Raw genomic sequence first — 15,288 nt, 5'->3', positions numbered from 1 at the left:
AGGAATCCAGTCGCCGCGCGTCTGCGCGGCGGAAGAACTCTTTTCAGCCCAAGACTGGGCTGACTGGATTCCTGTGACAAGCACAGGAATGAGGGTGGGTGTGGCCCTTACTCGTCCCAATGAACATCCGTCAAAACGTTGGACGGAATAGGCTCGTTTACCCACAGGCCCTGCAGCTTCTTGTCCCATACGCCAAGCTTCGGCATGACGAACAGGAACAGTGCCGGAGCATCATCCGCCAAAACCCTCTGTGCATCACCATAAAGCTTATCCTGCACGACGGTATCGGATGTCAGTTCCACGTTGCGGACGATCTCGTTAAAGGTCGGGTTTCTATAGTTGAAGTAGTATGGATCGCGTGAATAGATGTCGATATCCATGGGCTCTGCATGCGCCACGATCGTCATGTCGTAATCCGCGCCCTTCAGCACCTCGGAAACCCATTTTGCCGGGAACTCCGTGGTCTTAATATTCATCGTGACGCCGATTTCAGCGAACATGGCCTGCAGGATTTGTGAGGTGCGCTGGGCATAGGCCATCTGCGGTGCCTTCATGGTGAAGGTGAAACCGTTGGGGTAGCCCGCTTCCGCCAGGAGTGCTTTTGCCTTCTCGGCATCGTAAGGCAGCACGCCGGTCGTATCAATGTAGCCGCGATCATTCGGGGTGTAATGGCTGCCGATGGGCGTGCCGAAGCCGGACCAGGCACCCTCGATGACCATTGATCGGTCGACGGCCTTCATCAAAGCCCGGCGGACACGCTTGTCATCGAAGGGCTTTCGGGCGTTATTCATACCCGCAACCACCTTCAATTCGGTGTTGCCAACGGCAGTGCCAAGACGTGAATCGCCGTCGAAAGAGCTCATCAATTCCGGCGCGCCGAATTCCGGAAACGCATCCACATCCCCCGCCTTCAAGGCCGCAGCCTGAGCCTGCGGGTCGGTGATGAAGCGGAAGGTGGCCTTTTCCAGAGCGACGTTGGCGTCCTTGTTCCAGTAATCCGGGTTTCGCGTCAGTTCGACCTTGTCGCCTTTTGCCCAACTGACGAATTTAAATGGCCCTGTGCCAATGGGCGTCGTCTTGTTGTTTTCAGCCGACTTCGTGCCCACCATGACCGAGGCGGGCCAGCCGAGCCAGTAAAGCAGACTGCCCGCAGGCTGCTTGAGCTTCAGCAAAAGCGTGTTTGCATCGGGTGTCTCGATTGTATCGATGGACGCGAAGAAGCGCTTCTGCGGATTGACGGACCCATCTCCCCGCGCACGCTCCAAAGACGCCTTGGCGACCGCGGAATTGAACGCCTCCCCATCGTGGAACTTCACCCCTTGCTGCAGATGAAACGTGTAGCTCTTGCCATCCTCGGACACATTCCAGCTTGCCGCCAGTTGAGGCTGCACCTTGCCGTCCTTATCGATGGTGGTAAGGCCTTCGAAGATGTTCTGCCAAGTCACCTGTCCGATAGCGACCGGGGCCGCAACGGTGGGATCAAGACCAGCAGGCTCGATGCCCATCCCAAGGACGACACTGGTCTTTTGTGCAGCTAAAGCTGCGGTCGAACCCAGCGAAAGCGCAAGACCCGCGCCAAATGCTGCTCCCATCAACAGCCGGCGCGTGATGCTCAAAGTCTGCGAAGTCGAAAAAGCTGCCATCCCTGTCCCCTGTGATGCGGCGGCGCCTGAGTGGCCAGAACCGCGTGGAAGCGAAGAAGTTCCAGCAGTGAACTCATTATGTGTCCACCGTGTTGCGAAAATCGCTACACGAAATAGAGTGGCAAAAGCAAGCCGCTATTTTTGGCCATCCGTCTTCATCACCTCTTGCACGAAGGAAATGAAGGTGGATGCAGCAAAAGAAAGATCGCGATCCGGCGCGGTGCAGAGCTGGATCTCGGTGCGCACGCCCTTCGTGCCCGCAAGCGGCACCGCCACCATCTGCCCGGCCCGGATGTCGCGTGATACCGAGAGCGACGGCAGGAGCGTAATCGCCGCTTTATCCAGCACCAGCTCCCGTAAAAGCTCCAGCGAGCTGACAGTGAAGACCGGGTCGAGTGCGACTTTGGCAGAGGCAAAAATCTCTTCAAAAGCCTGCCGCGCAGCGAAACCTTTTTCGGGAAGCGCCAGCGGATAGCCTGCGATCTCCTTCAGAGTAACGCTTTTCGCACTCGCTAAGGGATGGTCGGCAGGCAGGATCACATCATAGACGATGTCCTTGCGCGCGCGGATTTCCACCTCCGAAACATTGGGGCCGAAAAGTATCAGCGCCACATCGGCTTCAGCCGAGTTGAGGGCATCTATGGCCTGCCGCGCGCTGGTAATCTGCACATTGAAACGCAGTTTTGGATATTTGATGCTGAAGCCTGACAGTACCGGTGCCAGCAGGTTCACCGCCGCGCCATTGGCGAATATGGTGACCTCGCCTCGCTCCAGCCCCTTCAGGTCGTCCATCAGCTGCTGTACGAGGTTCAGCTCGCGCAAAGTCTTGCCCGCGCGGGCCGCCAAAAGCTCCCCCGCCGCCGTCAGTTTCACGCCGCGACTGGAACGCTCCACCAGCTGCGTGCCGAAATGTTCTTCCAGACTTTCGATCTGGCGGCTGATGGCGGTTGGTGCCACACCGAGATTCTCCGCCGCTGCACGCATGGAATTGGTGTGGACAAGTTCATCGAAATACATCAATGCGCGCAGGTGCATGTTTCGTCCTTCTCTCAGCCTGCGTCTCGGAAGAATCGTAGACCACACCTACTCCACTGCCGTCATCCTTCGGCTTGTCCCGAGGATCTGCCGCCGGTGCATCGCATTGTCGGCAAACGAGAAAATGCCGTACCCCTCTGTGGATCCTCGGGTCAAGCCTGAGAATGACGGCGGTGGGTGGGCAAAGCTCAAAGCCATCCATCAATCGCGACGAAAACCTTCGCTCGCCACCATCAACTGGCGCGTATAATCCGCCCCGAAATCCCGCCTTTCCAACGCCTTTACATCCAGCGTCTCGACGATCTTCCCGCTCTTCATCACGGCTAGACGGTCGCACATATGACTTATAACACCAAGATCATGGCTGACCATGAGGAAGGTGAGGCCGCGGCCCTTACGGGCCTGTTCGAGCAGATTGAGAATTTCCGCCTGAATGGAGGCATCGAGCGCCGAGGTCGGTTCGTCCAGAAGCAGGATTTTCGGCTCAAGGATCAAGGCGCGCGCAATGGCGATGCGCTGGCGTTGCCCGCCGGAAAGCTGATGGGAGTAGCGGAAGCGGAAGCCGGAGCCGAGGCCCACCTCATCCAGGGCGCGGGTGATACGCCCTTCCCTGTCATCCAGACCGTGAATGACCAGCGGCTCCAGTAGCAGCGAATCCACCGTTTGGCGCGGGTGAAGCGATCCATAAGGATCCTGAAACACCATCTGCACATCGCGGTAGAAGGACTTGTCGCGGAATTTGCGGTCGTAAGTCCGCCCCTCCACCATGAGGGAGCCTTCATCGAAATGGTTGAGGCCTGCAATGGCTCTTAGAAGCGTGGATTTGCCCGAACCGGATTCACCGACAAGGCCGAAGGATTCGCCCTTTGCGACGTCTATGCTGACGCGATCCAGCGCCAGATAGCCTTCGAAATCCACGACCATATCGCGGGCGGAGAGAACCGTCGTCATAGGCGCCACTCCGCCTTGCGCTCGAGAACCGGCAGCGGATGCCTGTCCTCACCGATTTTCGGCAGGCAGTTCAACAGTCCCTTCGTGTAGGGATGCTGCGCATTCTGGAGGTTGGCCGATGGCAGCTCCTCCACCACTTTGCCTGCATACATAACAATGACGCGGTCGCAGAAGGAGGAGACGAGGCGCAGATCATGCGAGATGAAGATGAGGCCCATGCCACGATCCCGTACCAGTCTGTCGAGAATATCCAGCACTTCCAACTGCACGGTCACATCAAGCGCCGAGGTCGGTTCGTCGGCGATCAGAAGCTCGGGGCCACAGACCAGCATCATGGCAATCATGACGCGCTGGCCCATACCGCCGGATACTTCATGCGGATAGAGATTGAAAACGCGTTCGGGACCGCGGATCTGCACCGCTTCCAGCATGTCGAGCGCGCGCTTCCTCGCCTCGGCCGAGCCGACGCGTTCATGGGTCTTCAGCGTTTCTACGATCTGGCGACCGATGGTCATGACCGGGTTGAGGGAGTATTTCGGGTCCTGCAAAATCATGGCGATGCGCTTGCCGCGAATGGCGCGGCGCTGCTTCGCCGAGGCTTTCAGGAGATCGATATCGCCGAAACGGAGCGCATCCGCTTCGATCTTCGCGTGTCCCGGCGTCAGCCCCATGATAGCGCGGCCGGTCTGCGACTTGCCGGAGCCAGATTCACCGACGATGCCAAGCCGCTCCTTACCCAGCGAGAAGGAAACGCCGCGCACCGCTTCCACAAGCCCGGTGCGGGTGGGAAAGCTGACGCGCAGATTATCGACCGTCAAAAGAGGTGTCGTCACTGGCCAGCCTCCTTCGGATCGAGCGCATCGCGAAGGCCATCGCCCAACAGGTTGAAGCCAAGGCTGACGATGAGAATGGCGATACCCGGCATGGCAGCAACCCACCATTGATCGAGAATGAAACGGCGACCGGAGGCAATCATCGCGCCCCATTCCGGCAGAGGCGGCTGGGCACCGAGGCCGAGGAAGCCGAGACCTGCCGCAGTGAGGATGATGCCCGCCATATCCAGCGTCACGCGCACGATGAGCGACGAAAGGCACAGCGGCATGACGTGTTTTAGCACGATGCGCCACGGCGAAGCGCCCATGAGCTTGACCGCCGCGATGAAATCGGAATTGCGGAAGGTCATAGTTTCGGCGCGCGCGATGCGGGCATAAGGCGGCCATGAGGTGATGGCGATGGCAAGCACCGCATTCTCGATACCCGGCCCGAGTGCCGCCACCAGCGCCAGCGCCAGAACCAACTTCGGAAAGGCAAGAAAGATATCGGTAATGCGCATCAGCACCGCATCGATCCAGCCCCCGGCATAGCCGGAAACCGTGCCGACGATGAGCCCGATGGGTGCTGCGATGATGGCCACCAGCACCACCACGAAGAGGGTCAGGCGAGAGCCGTGGATGAGGCGCGAGAGAATATCGCGGCCTTGATCATCCGTGCCGAGCCAATATCCTTCGCTTCCGGGTGATAGCAGGCGGGCGTTGCGCAAATCGCCCTGAACAGCGGAGTGCGGTGCCAGCACATCGGCAAAGATCGCGACCAGAATGAGCGCAAGGATGATTCCGAGACCGGCCAGCGCCAACCGGTTTTCGGAAAAACGCCGCCAGATGACATAGGCACGCCCAAGCCGCGCCTGCTTGCGCGAGGTCGGTCGGTCGGACAGCAGCCATTCGCGGCTATAGCGTTTGACGATGGAAACTGTATCGGTCATCGGCTGCGCGTCCTTGGATCGAGCGTCCGGTAGAGCAGATCGGACAGGAGATTGATGCCGATGAAGACGGCGCCAATGACAATGGTGCCGCCGAGAACGGCATTCATATCCGCATTCTGCAAGGAATTGGTGATGTAAAGGCCAAGCCCCGGCCAGGAGAAGATCGTTTCCGTTAGAACCGAACCTTCGAGCAGCCCGGCATAGGACAGCACGATGACGGTCAGCAACGGCACGGCGGCGTTGCGCAGCGCGTGAAACCAGATGATGCGCGTTTCCGACAGGCCTTTGGCCCGCGCCGCCACGACATATTCCTGCGCCAGCTCATTAAGCATGAAGGAGCGCGTCATGCGGCTGATATAGGCCAGCGAAAAATAGCCCAGCAGCCCGGCGGGCAGAATGATGTGGCGGAACAGATCCCAGACCACATCCCATTGCCGCTGCCACAGGGCATCGAACAGGTAAAAACCCGTAACCGGCTGGAACGTGAATTCGTAAACGATATCGATACGACCAGGATAGGCCACCCAGTTCAGCTTGGCATAAAATGCCAGAAGCGCCAGAAGACCGAGCCAGAAGATCGGCACCGAATAACCGACAAGACCGATGACGCGCACGATCTGGTCGATGATGCTGCCGCGCTTCACCGCAGCCAGCACGCCGAGCGGAATACCGAAAATCGCACCGATCAACGTTCCTAGCGTCGCTAGCTCGATGGTGGCCGGGAAGACGCGCTTGATATCCTGCATCACCGGATTGGTGGTCAGCACCGACGTGCCGAACTCACCGGAAAGCGCCTGCTTGAGATAGATGAAAAACTGCTGCCACAGCGGCAGGTTTAGGCCGAGTTCCTCCCGCACGCGCTCCACCACATGGGCAGGCGCGCGGTCCCCCACGATGGCAAGCGCAGGATCGATTGGGATAACGCGACCGATAAAAAAAGTTACCGCTAGCAGACCCAAAAAAGTCGTGACGACGGTAACGACGAAGCCCAGAACGGCAAACAGGCGCTTGTTGGCGCGGCTCTTGCCGCGCCTTGGCCTTGGCGATGTGTCAGCGATGCTCAATGGACCAATCCTGCCGGATTACTCCTTGGAGACCGGATAGACATAGTTCGTGTCGAAGCTCGGTCCGAGCTTCAGGCCCTTGACCTTATTGGAGAAGCCGGCAATTTCCGTCTTCTGCTCGATGACGACGAAAGGACCGCTTTCCAGCACCTTCTTCTGAAGGTCCTGATACATGGCGGCGCGCTTGGCGTTGTCCTTTTCCAGAAGGGCAGCCTGCGTTACCTTGGTCAGCTCAGGCACATCCCAGGCATTGCGCCAAGCCAGTGTCTTGTTCTTGCCCTCATCGGAATTGTCGTAGTTGATGGTGAAGGTTTCAGCGTTGGAATTCGGGTCGAAATAGTCCGAGCCCCAGTCGCCGATGTAGATATCGTGCTGGCGGGCGCGATACTTGGTCAAGGTCTGCTTGCCGTCACCGGGAATGATGCTGAGCTTGATGCCAGCCTGGGCCAGGGTCTGCTGGATGTTCTCGGCAATGCCCGTCACCGGCTGCGTGTTGCGCACATCCATGGTGACGCTGAAGCCATCCTTCAGGCCAGCCTTGGCCAGCAATTCCTTGGCTTTGGCGACATCCAGCTTGTAAGGATTTTCGTCCAGCGCGCCCAACTGCCCCTTCGGCAGGAAGGTCTGGTGTATCTCGCCGATGCCCTTGATGATGGTCGCGCCGATGCCTTCATAATCGACCAGATATTTGAAGGCTTCGACCACTTCCGGCTTCTTCAGATTTTCGTTTTTCTGGTTGAGGCCGAGATAATAGACGGTGCCTTTGGGTGCGGAGATGACGGTGAAGCCTTCCTTCTTGGAAACCGCTTCCATGTCGCCGGGCTCCAGGTTGCGCGCCACATCGATATCGCCATTTTCCAGCGCCAGACGCTGACCGGCGCTTTCCTTCATGTGGCGATAGATGACACGCTTGAGCTTCGGCTTGTCACCGTAATAGTTCGGATTCGCTTCGAGGATGACAGCTTCGTTGGCCTTCCAGCCAAGAATCTTGAAGGGACCGGAGCCCGCAAAACCGGTTTTCAGGAATTCATTTCCGAAATCGGTCTCATATTTGTAATCCGCGCTTGGCGTGACGGCCTTAGCCTTTTCCATCACAAGCTTCTTGTCCACCACAGAGGCGACAGTGGCGGTCAGAACGTTCAGAACGAAGCTTGGTGCGTAGGCTTTGTCGACCGTCAGAACAAAGGTATTGGCATCTGTCGCCTTGGCCTTTTCAGTGACGTTGTCGCCCTTAAGACCGAACTGGTTGAGAAGGAAGGCGGGGTTCTTGTCAAGCTTGACGGCGCGTTCGATTGAAAAAGCCACGTCTTCAGCCGTCACGGGATTGCCGGAGGCGAATTTGAGTCCTTGCTTGAGTTTGAACGTATAGGTGAGGCCATCTTCAGACGTCGTCCAACTCTCGGCAAGGTCGCCTTTCACCTTGGACGTATCGGAAATGTCGATGGAAACCAGCTTGCTATAGGTGTTGCCGGTGACTTCGGCGGTCGAGATTTCGAACGCTTCGCCCGGATCGAGAGAAATAATGTCATCTATCGCAAAGCCTTCGACCAGCGTATCGGCTGGTGTCGCCGCAAAAGCCTGCGGCGCGGAAAGTGCGATCAGGGACAGCGCAGCGCTTGTGGCAAGGATGCGGGCCATTTTATTGAGCGATTTGGTCATTGTTCTCCCCTTTTTATAGCAGGTTGATATCACTCGTTTCAGTTCGGCTCATGCCATGCCTGAGCCAGAACACGCAGCCAGTTTTCCCGGCAAATTTTAGCAAGTTCTTCATCAGCGTATCCTGCTGATTTCAGTGCGGCAACCAGATTTTGATTGCCGCTGGCGTCTCTGATTTCCGCCGGAATGGTCGCGCCGTCGAAGTCGGAGCCGAGCGCCACGCAGTCGATCCCCATCCGCTCCACCATATAATCGATATGGCGAACCATGTCGGAAAGCGGCGCATTGGCATCGTCGCGGGCATCCGGGCGCAGCATCGTGACGGCGTAATTGAGCCCGACGAGCCCGCGGGTTTCCCTGATCGCATCCATCTGACGGTCGGTCAGGTTGCGGGCAACGCCGGTCAGGGCATGGGCATTGGAGTGGCTGGCAATCAAAGGCTGATCGGTCGTCTTTGCAACGTCCCAGAAGCCCTTTTCGGTAATATGCGCCAGATCGACAAGGATGCCGAGCTGATTACAGCGTTTGACCAGTTCGAAACCCGCATCGGTCAAGCCCGGCGCCGTGTCCGGCGACATTGGAAAAGCGAAGGGAACGCCATGGCCGAAGACGTTATGGCGACTCCAGACTGGGCCGAGCGAGCGCAGACCCGCGGCGTAAAACACGTCCAGCGCATCCAGATCTTCGGCAATAGGCTCGCAGCCCTCCATGTGTAGCACGGCGGCAAAAACGTTATCTTCCATGGCTTTGCGGATACCCGCGGTGGAGCGGCAAAGCCTCCATCCGCCAGCGCGCTCCAGCTGCAACGCGATGGACGCCTTTTCCATCGCAATATCGAGTGACGGCTGGCGTTCCAATGGGGCGGCAAGCGGCGTTACGTAGTGGCCGTTCTCATCCGGCTCCTGCAAGATGAGATCGCCCGAGGGAATATAGATGGCGCAGATACCACCGGCCAATCCGCCTGCCCTGGCGCGAGGCGCATCGATATGGCCTTCTGTCGTGCCCAGCACGAATTCCTTTAATGGATTCCCGCCCGTTTTGGCTGTGCGCCACAGCCGAAGCAGCACATCATTATGACCATCGAAAACCAATTGCATGTGGGGATATTCCAAGGCGAGAGCGAGACTTTTACGTTTGAAACCATAAGCTTGGCAGACGCCGGAATGCCACCGCGCGCGGCCTGGTGGGCCACAAGCTCCAAGCCGTTCTTTCTGTCGGCGCGATCCTAGGATGATAAATCGAAACTGCGCGAGTCAAAAATTAAGCAGGATGAAATAATGACCAAAACGCTTGGCGTTCGTCAAAAATCTTCAAAATTATAGGTTGATTAACCGCTGGCTTGCGCACGGAAATTTTCGCTTTCTCCCAGTAACCAGCGCCTGAAAAGCGCGACCGGTGCGTGGTTGATGCGTGATAGCGGCGCCACCGCATAGTAGGAACTGGGACTTTTCACCTGATGATCGAACGCCTGCACCAGTTGCCCCGCTTTCAGTTCGATCTCGATAAGGAAAAGCGGCATCAAGGCAACGCCAAGCCCGGCCGTGCAAGCCTGGGCGACACTCGAAAACTGCTCGAACCGCATGGCAGGGGCATGGTGAGCTGCAATCCCTAGGCTCTTGAACCAATGGTCCCATGCACCGGGACGGGACGCCATGTGCAAAAGCGGCTGGCCGCAGATATCCTCGGCCTGACGAATAGGATTTTTCTCGAGGAATGCGGGGCTGCACACCGGTGCCACCATCTCGTCCATCAGGAAAATACTCTCTGCCGCAGGCCAATCCGGTTGACCGATGTGGATGGCCATATCGAGCCCTTCCTTTTCGAAGTCGAATTGGCCGATGCGGGTGGCGAAATTCAGCGTGATCTCGGGATGGGCTGCAACGAACTGGGGAATACGCGGCAGGAGCCAGCGCGTGCCGAATGTCGGAAGCATGGCGAGGTTAAGCGTGTTCGCATGCGTTTTGGTCATGACCTGAAGCGAGGCGGAGCGTATATCACCAAGCGCAACGCCGATTGCCTTGGCGTAGGTTTGACCTTCGTCCGTCAACGAAACTCCACGCGCGCCGCGCTGGAAAAGCTTGACGCCAAGCTGCTCTTCGAGCGACATAACCTGCCTGCTTATCGCCCCTTGGGTCAGCGAAAGTTCGTCTGCCGCAAGAGAAAAACTTCCCAATCGCGCAACGGAATCGAACGCGGCGAGAGCGCTGGTGGAGGGCAGTAGTTTGCGACTGAGCGAGGTCATGCCGCATTCCTATCTGTAATAGCAAAATGAGTAAACATGGCTTGCCGCGATGCTACCCAAGGCCAATAATGACGTCAGTATTTTTTGGAGATTTATCGTGAGCGAACGCACAGCATTCAATTGGCAGGACCCGTTTCTTCTCGAGGACCAACTGACCGAAGACGAGCGGATGATCCGCGATACGGCCGCTGCCTTTGCCCAATCGGAGCTTCTGCCACGCATCAACGACGCTTATCTCGGCGAAACATCCGAACCTGGACTGTTTCGCCTGATGGGCCAGACCGGCCTTCTGGGTGTCACGCTTCCTGAAAAATATGGTGCGGCTGAAGCCAGTTACGTCGCCTACGGCCTTGTTGCCCGTGAAGTCGAGCGCATCGACAGCGGATATCGCTCGATGATGAGCGTACTGTCCTCGCTCGTCATCTACCCCATCTATGCCTACGGCTCCGAAGAGCAAAAGGACAAATATCTGCCTGGTCTTGTCTCCGGCGAGTTGATTGGCTGCTTCGGCCTGACCGAACCGGATGCAGGTTCCGATCCCAACGGCATGAAGACGCGTGCCGAAAAGATCGAGGGCGGATATCGCTTGCGTGGTTCCAAGATGTGGATTTCCAACGCACCAATTGCCGACGTCTTCGTCGTCTGGGCCAAATCCGAAGCGCATGACAATCAGATCCGTGGCTTCGTGCTGGAAAAAGGCATGAAGGGTCTGTCCGCACCCAAGATCGGCGGCAAGCTTTCGCTGCGCGCATCTATCACCGGCGAGATCGTCATGGACGGCGTGGAGGTCGGCGAAGACGCGCTTCTGCCGAATGTTTCGGGCCTCAAGGGTCCGTTCGGCTGCCTCAACCGCGCCCGCTACGGCATTTCCTGGGGCGTGATGGGTGCGGCTGAAGACTGCTGGTTCCGGGCCCATCAATACGGCATGGATCGCAAGCAGTTTGGCAAGCCTTTGGCAGCCATGCAGCTTTACCAAAAGAAGCTGGCCGATATGCAGACTGAAATCACGCTCGGCCTTCAAGGATCGCTGCGTGTCGGTCGCCTGTTCGACGATCACAAGATGGCGCCGGAAATGATCTCCATCGTCAAGCGAAACAATTGCGGCAAGGCGCTGGATATTGCCCGTCAAGCCCGCGACATGCATGGCGGCAACGGCATCCAGATCGAATATCACGTCATGCGCCACGCACAGAATCTGGAAACGGTGAACACCTATGAGGGCACGCATGATGTACATGCGCTGATCCTCGGAAGAGCTCAAACCGGCCTCCAGGCGTTTTTCTAGCAGTCAATCTCACCGAGGCCCGGCATCACTCCGGGCTTTGTGCAGCGCAAAATAAATCATACTTTTTGGCGTCTGCTACGGTTGAATCCGGCGCTCAGGGAATTAAATATAAAGACCTCGTCAGTTTTCGGCTCGCTTCGAAAACACTCCGTCCGCTCCGCGCGGCAATTGAGTTTGCTGATCGAGCGAAATATACCGGTGCCCTGCCGGTCAGTTAAAGTCACGAAGGTATTTACACATGCACAGCTATCCCGACGTCAAACTTCTCATTAACGGCGAATGGCGCGATGCGCTCTCCGGCAAGACGATTGCCGTTTCCGATCCCGCGACGGACGAAATTATCGGCTCTATCGCACATGCGGAGCAAGCCGATCTAGATCTGGCGCTCGCAGCCGCTGACAAAGGTTTCAAGATCTGGCGCGACACCCCTGCGTTCGAGCGCTCGAAGATCATGCGCCGGGCCGCCGATATCGTTCGGGAACGCATCGACTATATCGCGTGGCTGATGACCCGCGAACAGGGCAAGCCGCTCGCGCAGTCCAAGGCCGAAATCAACAACGGCGCAGACACCATCGACTGGTTCGCCGAAGAAGCGCGCCGCACGTACGGTCAGATCATCCCTGCCCGCTTCAGTGGCGTTTCCAACCTTGCCATCAAGTTGCCGGTCGGTCCCGTCGCAGCCTTCACGCCATGGAACTTCCCGATTAACCAGGTCGTGCGCAAGCTTTCCGCCGCTGTTGCCACGGGCTGCTCCATCATCGTCAAGGCGCCTGAAGAAACCCCGGCGTCGCCTGCAGAACTCATCCGCGCTTTTGTGGATGCAGGCGCGCCTGCCGGCGTCGTCAACCTCGTTTACGGCGTGCCTGCGGAAATCTCGGAATACCTCATTCCGCATCCGGTCATTCGTAAAATTTCCTTCACCGGTTCCACGCCAGTCGGCAAGCATCTGGCGGCCCTTGCTGGCAAGTATATGAAGCGTGCAACCATGGAGCTTGGTGGCCATGCTCCGGTGCTGGTCTTTGACGATGCGGATCTGGATAAGGCCATCGAAGTCTCGGCCACCGCAAAGTTCCGCAATGCGGGGCAGGTCTGCGTGGCCCCCACCCGCTTCCTCATTCAGGACAACGTTGCCGACCGCTTCATCGACGGTATCGTGAAGTATGCGCAAAACATCAAGGTTGGTAACGGCTTCGATGCGGATTCGACAATGGGTCCGCTCGCAAACGAGCGTCGCATCCCGGCCATGGAAGACCTCATCCAGGACGCAGTTTCCCACGGCGCAACGCTGAAAACCGGCGGCAAGCGCATCGGCAACAAGGGCAATTTCTTCGAGCCCACTGTTCTGACCGACGTTCCAACAACGGCCAAGATCATGAACGACGAGCCTTTTGGCCCAATCGCCATCGTCAATCGTTTCTCCACTCTGGAGGAAGGACTTGAAGAGGCAAACCGCTTGCCGTTTGGCCTGGCGTCCTACGCGTTCACCGGCTCGGTCAAGACGGCGCATGCACTCGGCCAGCGCGTCGAGGCGGGCATGTTGAGCATAAATCACAATGGTCTTGCCATCCCTGAAGTGCCATTCGGCGGCATCAAGGATTCGGGCTACGGAACCGAAGGCGGTTCGGAAGCGGTTGAGGCCTATCTTGAAACCCGCTTTGTCAGCCAGATGAGCTGAGAGTAACGACCACCAAACCCGGCGTCGAAAGATGCCGGGTTATGCTCTTTTCATACGGCTTAAGCTGGAAAAATCTTGGCACGGCGAATGACGACACGGCCGTGGTCTCCTGCCTCGACGGATGATTCCGGTGGCACGTCGAACTCAAGCAGATCGCCCTCTTTCGTCGTCGCAATCACCCTCCGCTCCCCTGCTCTATCCAGCACGCGTGATACCTGCGCCGGAATACCGTCATGCAGGTCTTCCCACTCCAGATCCGCTGGGCGGGCATAGATTTCCACCGGGCCATCGGCATTTGCGTAAGCAAACGGAACTTCCGCATCGCCTACGAAAACCTTACCGCTTCGCGCGACGCCTGAGACCTTGTTCGCATCGCCCAGGAATTTCATCACGAAAGCGCTATTCGGCTGGCGGCAGACCTCCTTTGGCGTTCCCTGCTGAACGATTTCGCCCTTGTTGAGAATGATCACGCGGTCGGCCAGATCGAGTGCTTCTTCCTGATCGTGCGTCACGAAAATGGTGGTGATACCGAGCTCGTCGTGGATTTCGCGCAGCCAGCGACGAAGATCGCGACGCACATTGGCATCCAGCGCGCCGAATGGCTCGTCCAGCAGCAAGACCTTCGGGTCGACAGAAAGCGCACGCGCAAGCGCCACACGTTGCCGCTGCCCGCCCGAAATCTGCGCTGGAAACCGTTCGCCCAGCCCTTCAAGCCTCACCAGACGCAGCAGTTCGTGAACGCGGGCGTCGATCTCCGATTTACTGCGCTTGATCTTTGAAACCTTCATGCCGAAGGCGATATTTTCGTACAGCGTCATATGCGGGAAAAGCGCATAGTGCTGGAAAACGAAACCGACGCCACGATCCCGCACCGGAATGTTGGTCGCGTCTTCGTCACCGAAATAGATTTGACCACCATCGGTATATTCCAGCCCGGCCACCATCCGCAGGATCGTGGTCTTGCCGGAACCGGAGGGGCCAAGAAGCGCCAGCAATTCTCCGCTTTCAATATCCAGCGATACATCCCGCACGGCACGGAAGCTGTCGAAGGTCTTCACCACATTTTCGAGGCGGATTTTCATAGGCTGTTCTCCGTGGCGACGGCTGCATCGACGTTTTTCTTTCTGGCGCCCCGCCCTGCACCGCGCCGTTCCAACGCAACCTTGGCAAGGATGGTCACGACAGCGAGTGCGGCGAGGATGGACGCCGAGGCGAAAGCACCGGCCGCCTGATAATCGTGATACAAAAGTTCGATATGCAGCGGCAGTGTGTTCGTCTGGCCGCGAATATTGCCGGAAACGATAGACACCGCGCCGAACTCGCCCATGACGCGCGCATTACAAAGCACGACGCCATATAGCAGCGCCCACTTGATATTAGGCAAAGTCACCGAAAAGAAAGTACGCCAACCGGATGCGCCGAGCGATGTGGCCGCCTCTTCAAGATCGCGTCCCTGTGCCTGCATCAGTGGGATCAACTCACGCGCTACGAATGGCGCGGTCACAAACATCGAAGCGATGACGATGCCCGGCAACGCAAAGAGTATTTTGATGTCGTAAGCATCGAGAAGTGGGCCGAAAAGGCCCTGCAAGCCATATACGAAGAGATAGGCGACACCGGCGACAATGGGCGAGATGGAAAACGGAATCTCCACCAACACCAACAGCAAGCGTTTGCCCCGGAAATCGAACTTTGTGATAGACCACGCAGCTGCGACCCCGAAGATAGTATTGACCGGCACGGCTATAAGCGCAGTTATCACCGTCAACATGATCGCGTGGCGCGTATCCGGGTGATTGATCGTCGCGGCATACGTTTTTATACCTTGCGAAAACGCCTCTACCGCGATGACAACCAGCGGCGCGACGACCAGAAAGGCACCGACAGCAAGTACGAATGCGATCAGGCTGCGGCGCACCAACGGCGCGTCACCTACGCGAGGCGGCTTGCGATGAGAAGAAACGGCAACCATCGA

The 15,288-nt window shown here is 57.8% G+C and carries 13 protein-coding genes; 2 read left to right on the top strand and 11 right to left on the bottom strand.

The window, feature by feature from the left end; all coding sequences use genetic code 11:
• Positions 1-107 precede the first annotated feature (107 nt).
• The 9 genes from G6L28_RS17310 to G6L28_RS17270 all read right to left on the bottom strand — a co-directional run bounded on the left by G6L28_RS17310 (position 108) and on the right by G6L28_RS17270 (position 10,353).
• Positions 108-1,592 carry an ABC transporter substrate-binding protein gene (locus G6L28_RS17310; RefSeq protein ID WP_425292688.1) on the bottom strand — a complete coding sequence of 495 codons (1,485 nt, stop codon included), beginning with the start codon at positions 1,590-1,592 and terminating at the stop codon, positions 108-110.
• A 186-nt stretch (positions 1,593-1,778) separates the two neighbouring features.
• Positions 1,779-2,678 carry a LysR family transcriptional regulator gene (locus G6L28_RS17305; protein WP_174065066.1) on the bottom strand — a complete coding sequence of 300 codons (900 nt, stop codon included), beginning with the start codon at positions 2,676-2,678 and terminating at the stop codon, positions 1,779-1,781.
• 201 nt (positions 2,679-2,879) lie between these two features.
• On the bottom strand, positions 2,880-3,629 hold the full coding sequence (locus G6L28_RS17300; protein ID WP_174065065.1) for an ABC transporter ATP-binding protein: 750 nt from the start codon (positions 3,627-3,629) through the stop codon (positions 2,880-2,882).
• The gene (locus tag G6L28_RS17295; RefSeq protein ID WP_174065064.1) at positions 3,626-4,462 is read right to left on the bottom strand and encodes an ATP-binding cassette domain-containing protein; all 837 of its coding nucleotides are present in this window, start codon (positions 4,460-4,462) and stop codon (positions 3,626-3,628) included. Before G6L28_RS17295 ends, G6L28_RS17300 begins: the two co-directional genes overlap by 4 nt.
• Complete coding sequence (locus G6L28_RS17290; protein ID WP_174065063.1) at positions 4,459-5,391, bottom strand: ABC transporter permease; 933 nt, start codon at positions 5,389-5,391, stop codon at positions 4,459-4,461. The genes G6L28_RS17295 and G6L28_RS17290 overlap by 4 nt, the downstream gene beginning before the upstream one ends.
• Entirely contained in the window at positions 5,388-6,449 is a 1,062-nt protein-coding gene (locus G6L28_RS17285; RefSeq protein ID WP_425292687.1) for an ABC transporter permease, read from the bottom strand. The genes G6L28_RS17290 and G6L28_RS17285 overlap by 4 nt, the downstream gene beginning before the upstream one ends.
• 24 nt (positions 6,450-6,473) lie before the next feature.
• On the bottom strand, positions 6,474-8,114 hold the full coding sequence (locus G6L28_RS17280) for an ABC transporter substrate-binding protein (protein WP_174065061.1): 1,641 nt from the start codon (positions 8,112-8,114) through the stop codon (positions 6,474-6,476).
• A gap of 38 nt (positions 8,115-8,152) precedes the next feature.
• Positions 8,153-9,208 carry a dipeptidase gene (locus G6L28_RS17275; protein ID WP_174065060.1) on the bottom strand — a complete coding sequence of 352 codons (1,056 nt, stop codon included), beginning with the start codon at positions 9,206-9,208 and terminating at the stop codon, positions 8,153-8,155.
• A gap of 230 nt (positions 9,209-9,438) precedes the next feature.
• Positions 9,439-10,353, bottom strand: a complete 915-nt coding sequence (locus G6L28_RS17270; RefSeq protein ID WP_174065059.1) for a LysR family transcriptional regulator — start codon at positions 10,351-10,353, stop codon at positions 9,439-9,441.
• A gap of 97 nt (positions 10,354-10,450) precedes the next feature.
• Between G6L28_RS17270 and G6L28_RS17265 the strand changes: the two genes are divergently transcribed.
• Positions 10,451-11,638: an acyl-CoA dehydrogenase gene (locus tag G6L28_RS17265; protein ID WP_337795775.1), complete on the top strand. Its 1,188-nt coding sequence runs from the start codon at positions 10,451-10,453 to the stop codon at positions 11,636-11,638.
• Positions 11,639-11,876: 238 nt separating this feature from the next.
• Positions 11,877-13,313, top strand: a complete 1,437-nt coding sequence (locus G6L28_RS17260) for an NAD-dependent succinate-semialdehyde dehydrogenase (RefSeq protein WP_174065057.1) — start codon at positions 11,877-11,879, stop codon at positions 13,311-13,313.
• 59 nt (positions 13,314-13,372) lie between these two features.
• Here the strand turns inward: G6L28_RS17260 and G6L28_RS17255 are convergent, their stop codons facing one another.
• Positions 13,373-14,395 (bottom strand): sulfate/molybdate ABC transporter ATP-binding protein, encoded by a 1,023-nt coding sequence (locus G6L28_RS17255; protein WP_174065056.1) that lies wholly within the window; start codon positions 14,393-14,395, stop codon positions 13,373-13,375.
• Positions 14,392-15,285, bottom strand: coding sequence for a sulfate ABC transporter permease subunit CysW (gene cysW / locus G6L28_RS17250; RefSeq protein ID WP_174065055.1), 894 nt, complete (start codon positions 15,283-15,285; stop codon positions 14,392-14,394). The genes G6L28_RS17255 and cysW overlap by 4 nt, the downstream gene beginning before the upstream one ends.
• Positions 15,286-15,288: the final 3 nt, after the last annotated feature.

The sequence above is a fragment of the Agrobacterium larrymoorei genome, from assembly GCF_013322225.1.
Lineage (GTDB): Bacteria > Pseudomonadota > Alphaproteobacteria > Rhizobiales > Rhizobiaceae > Agrobacterium > Agrobacterium larrymoorei_A.
This window is presented reverse-complemented; position numbering and strand designations above follow the sequence as displayed.

Coding starts and splice junctions, on each gene's coding strand:
- G6L28_RS17310 (WP_425292688.1), bottom strand. CDS start 1,592: ATGGGAGCAGCATTTGGCGCGGGTCTTGCGCTTTCGCTGGGTTCGACC.
- G6L28_RS17305 (WP_174065066.1), bottom strand. CDS start 2,678: ATGCACCTGCGCGCATTGATGTATTTCGATGAACTTGTCCACACCAAT.
- G6L28_RS17300 (WP_174065065.1), bottom strand. CDS start 3,629: ATGACGACGGTTCTCTCCGCCCGCGATATGGTCGTGGATTTCGAAGGC.
- G6L28_RS17290 (WP_174065063.1), bottom strand. CDS start 5,391: ATGACCGATACAGTTTCCATCGTCAAACGCTATAGCCGCGAATGGCTG.
- G6L28_RS17280 (WP_174065061.1), bottom strand. CDS start 8,114: ATGACCAAATCGCTCAATAAAATGGCCCGCATCCTTGCCACAAGCGCT.
- G6L28_RS17275 (WP_174065060.1), bottom strand. CDS start 9,208: ATGCAATTGGTTTTCGATGGTCATAATGATGTGCTGCTTCGGCTGTGG.
- G6L28_RS17270 (WP_174065059.1), bottom strand. CDS start 10,353: ATGACCTCGCTCAGTCGCAAACTACTGCCCTCCACCAGCGCTCTCGCC.
- G6L28_RS17260 (WP_174065057.1), top strand. CDS start 11,877: ATGCACAGCTATCCCGACGTCAAACTTCTCATTAACGGCGAATGGCGC.
- G6L28_RS17255 (WP_174065056.1), bottom strand. CDS start 14,395: ATGAAAATCCGCCTCGAAAATGTGGTGAAGACCTTCGACAGCTTCCGT.
- cysW (WP_174065055.1), bottom strand. CDS start 15,285: ATGGTTGCCGTTTCTTCTCATCGCAAGCCGCCTCGCGTAGGTGACGCG.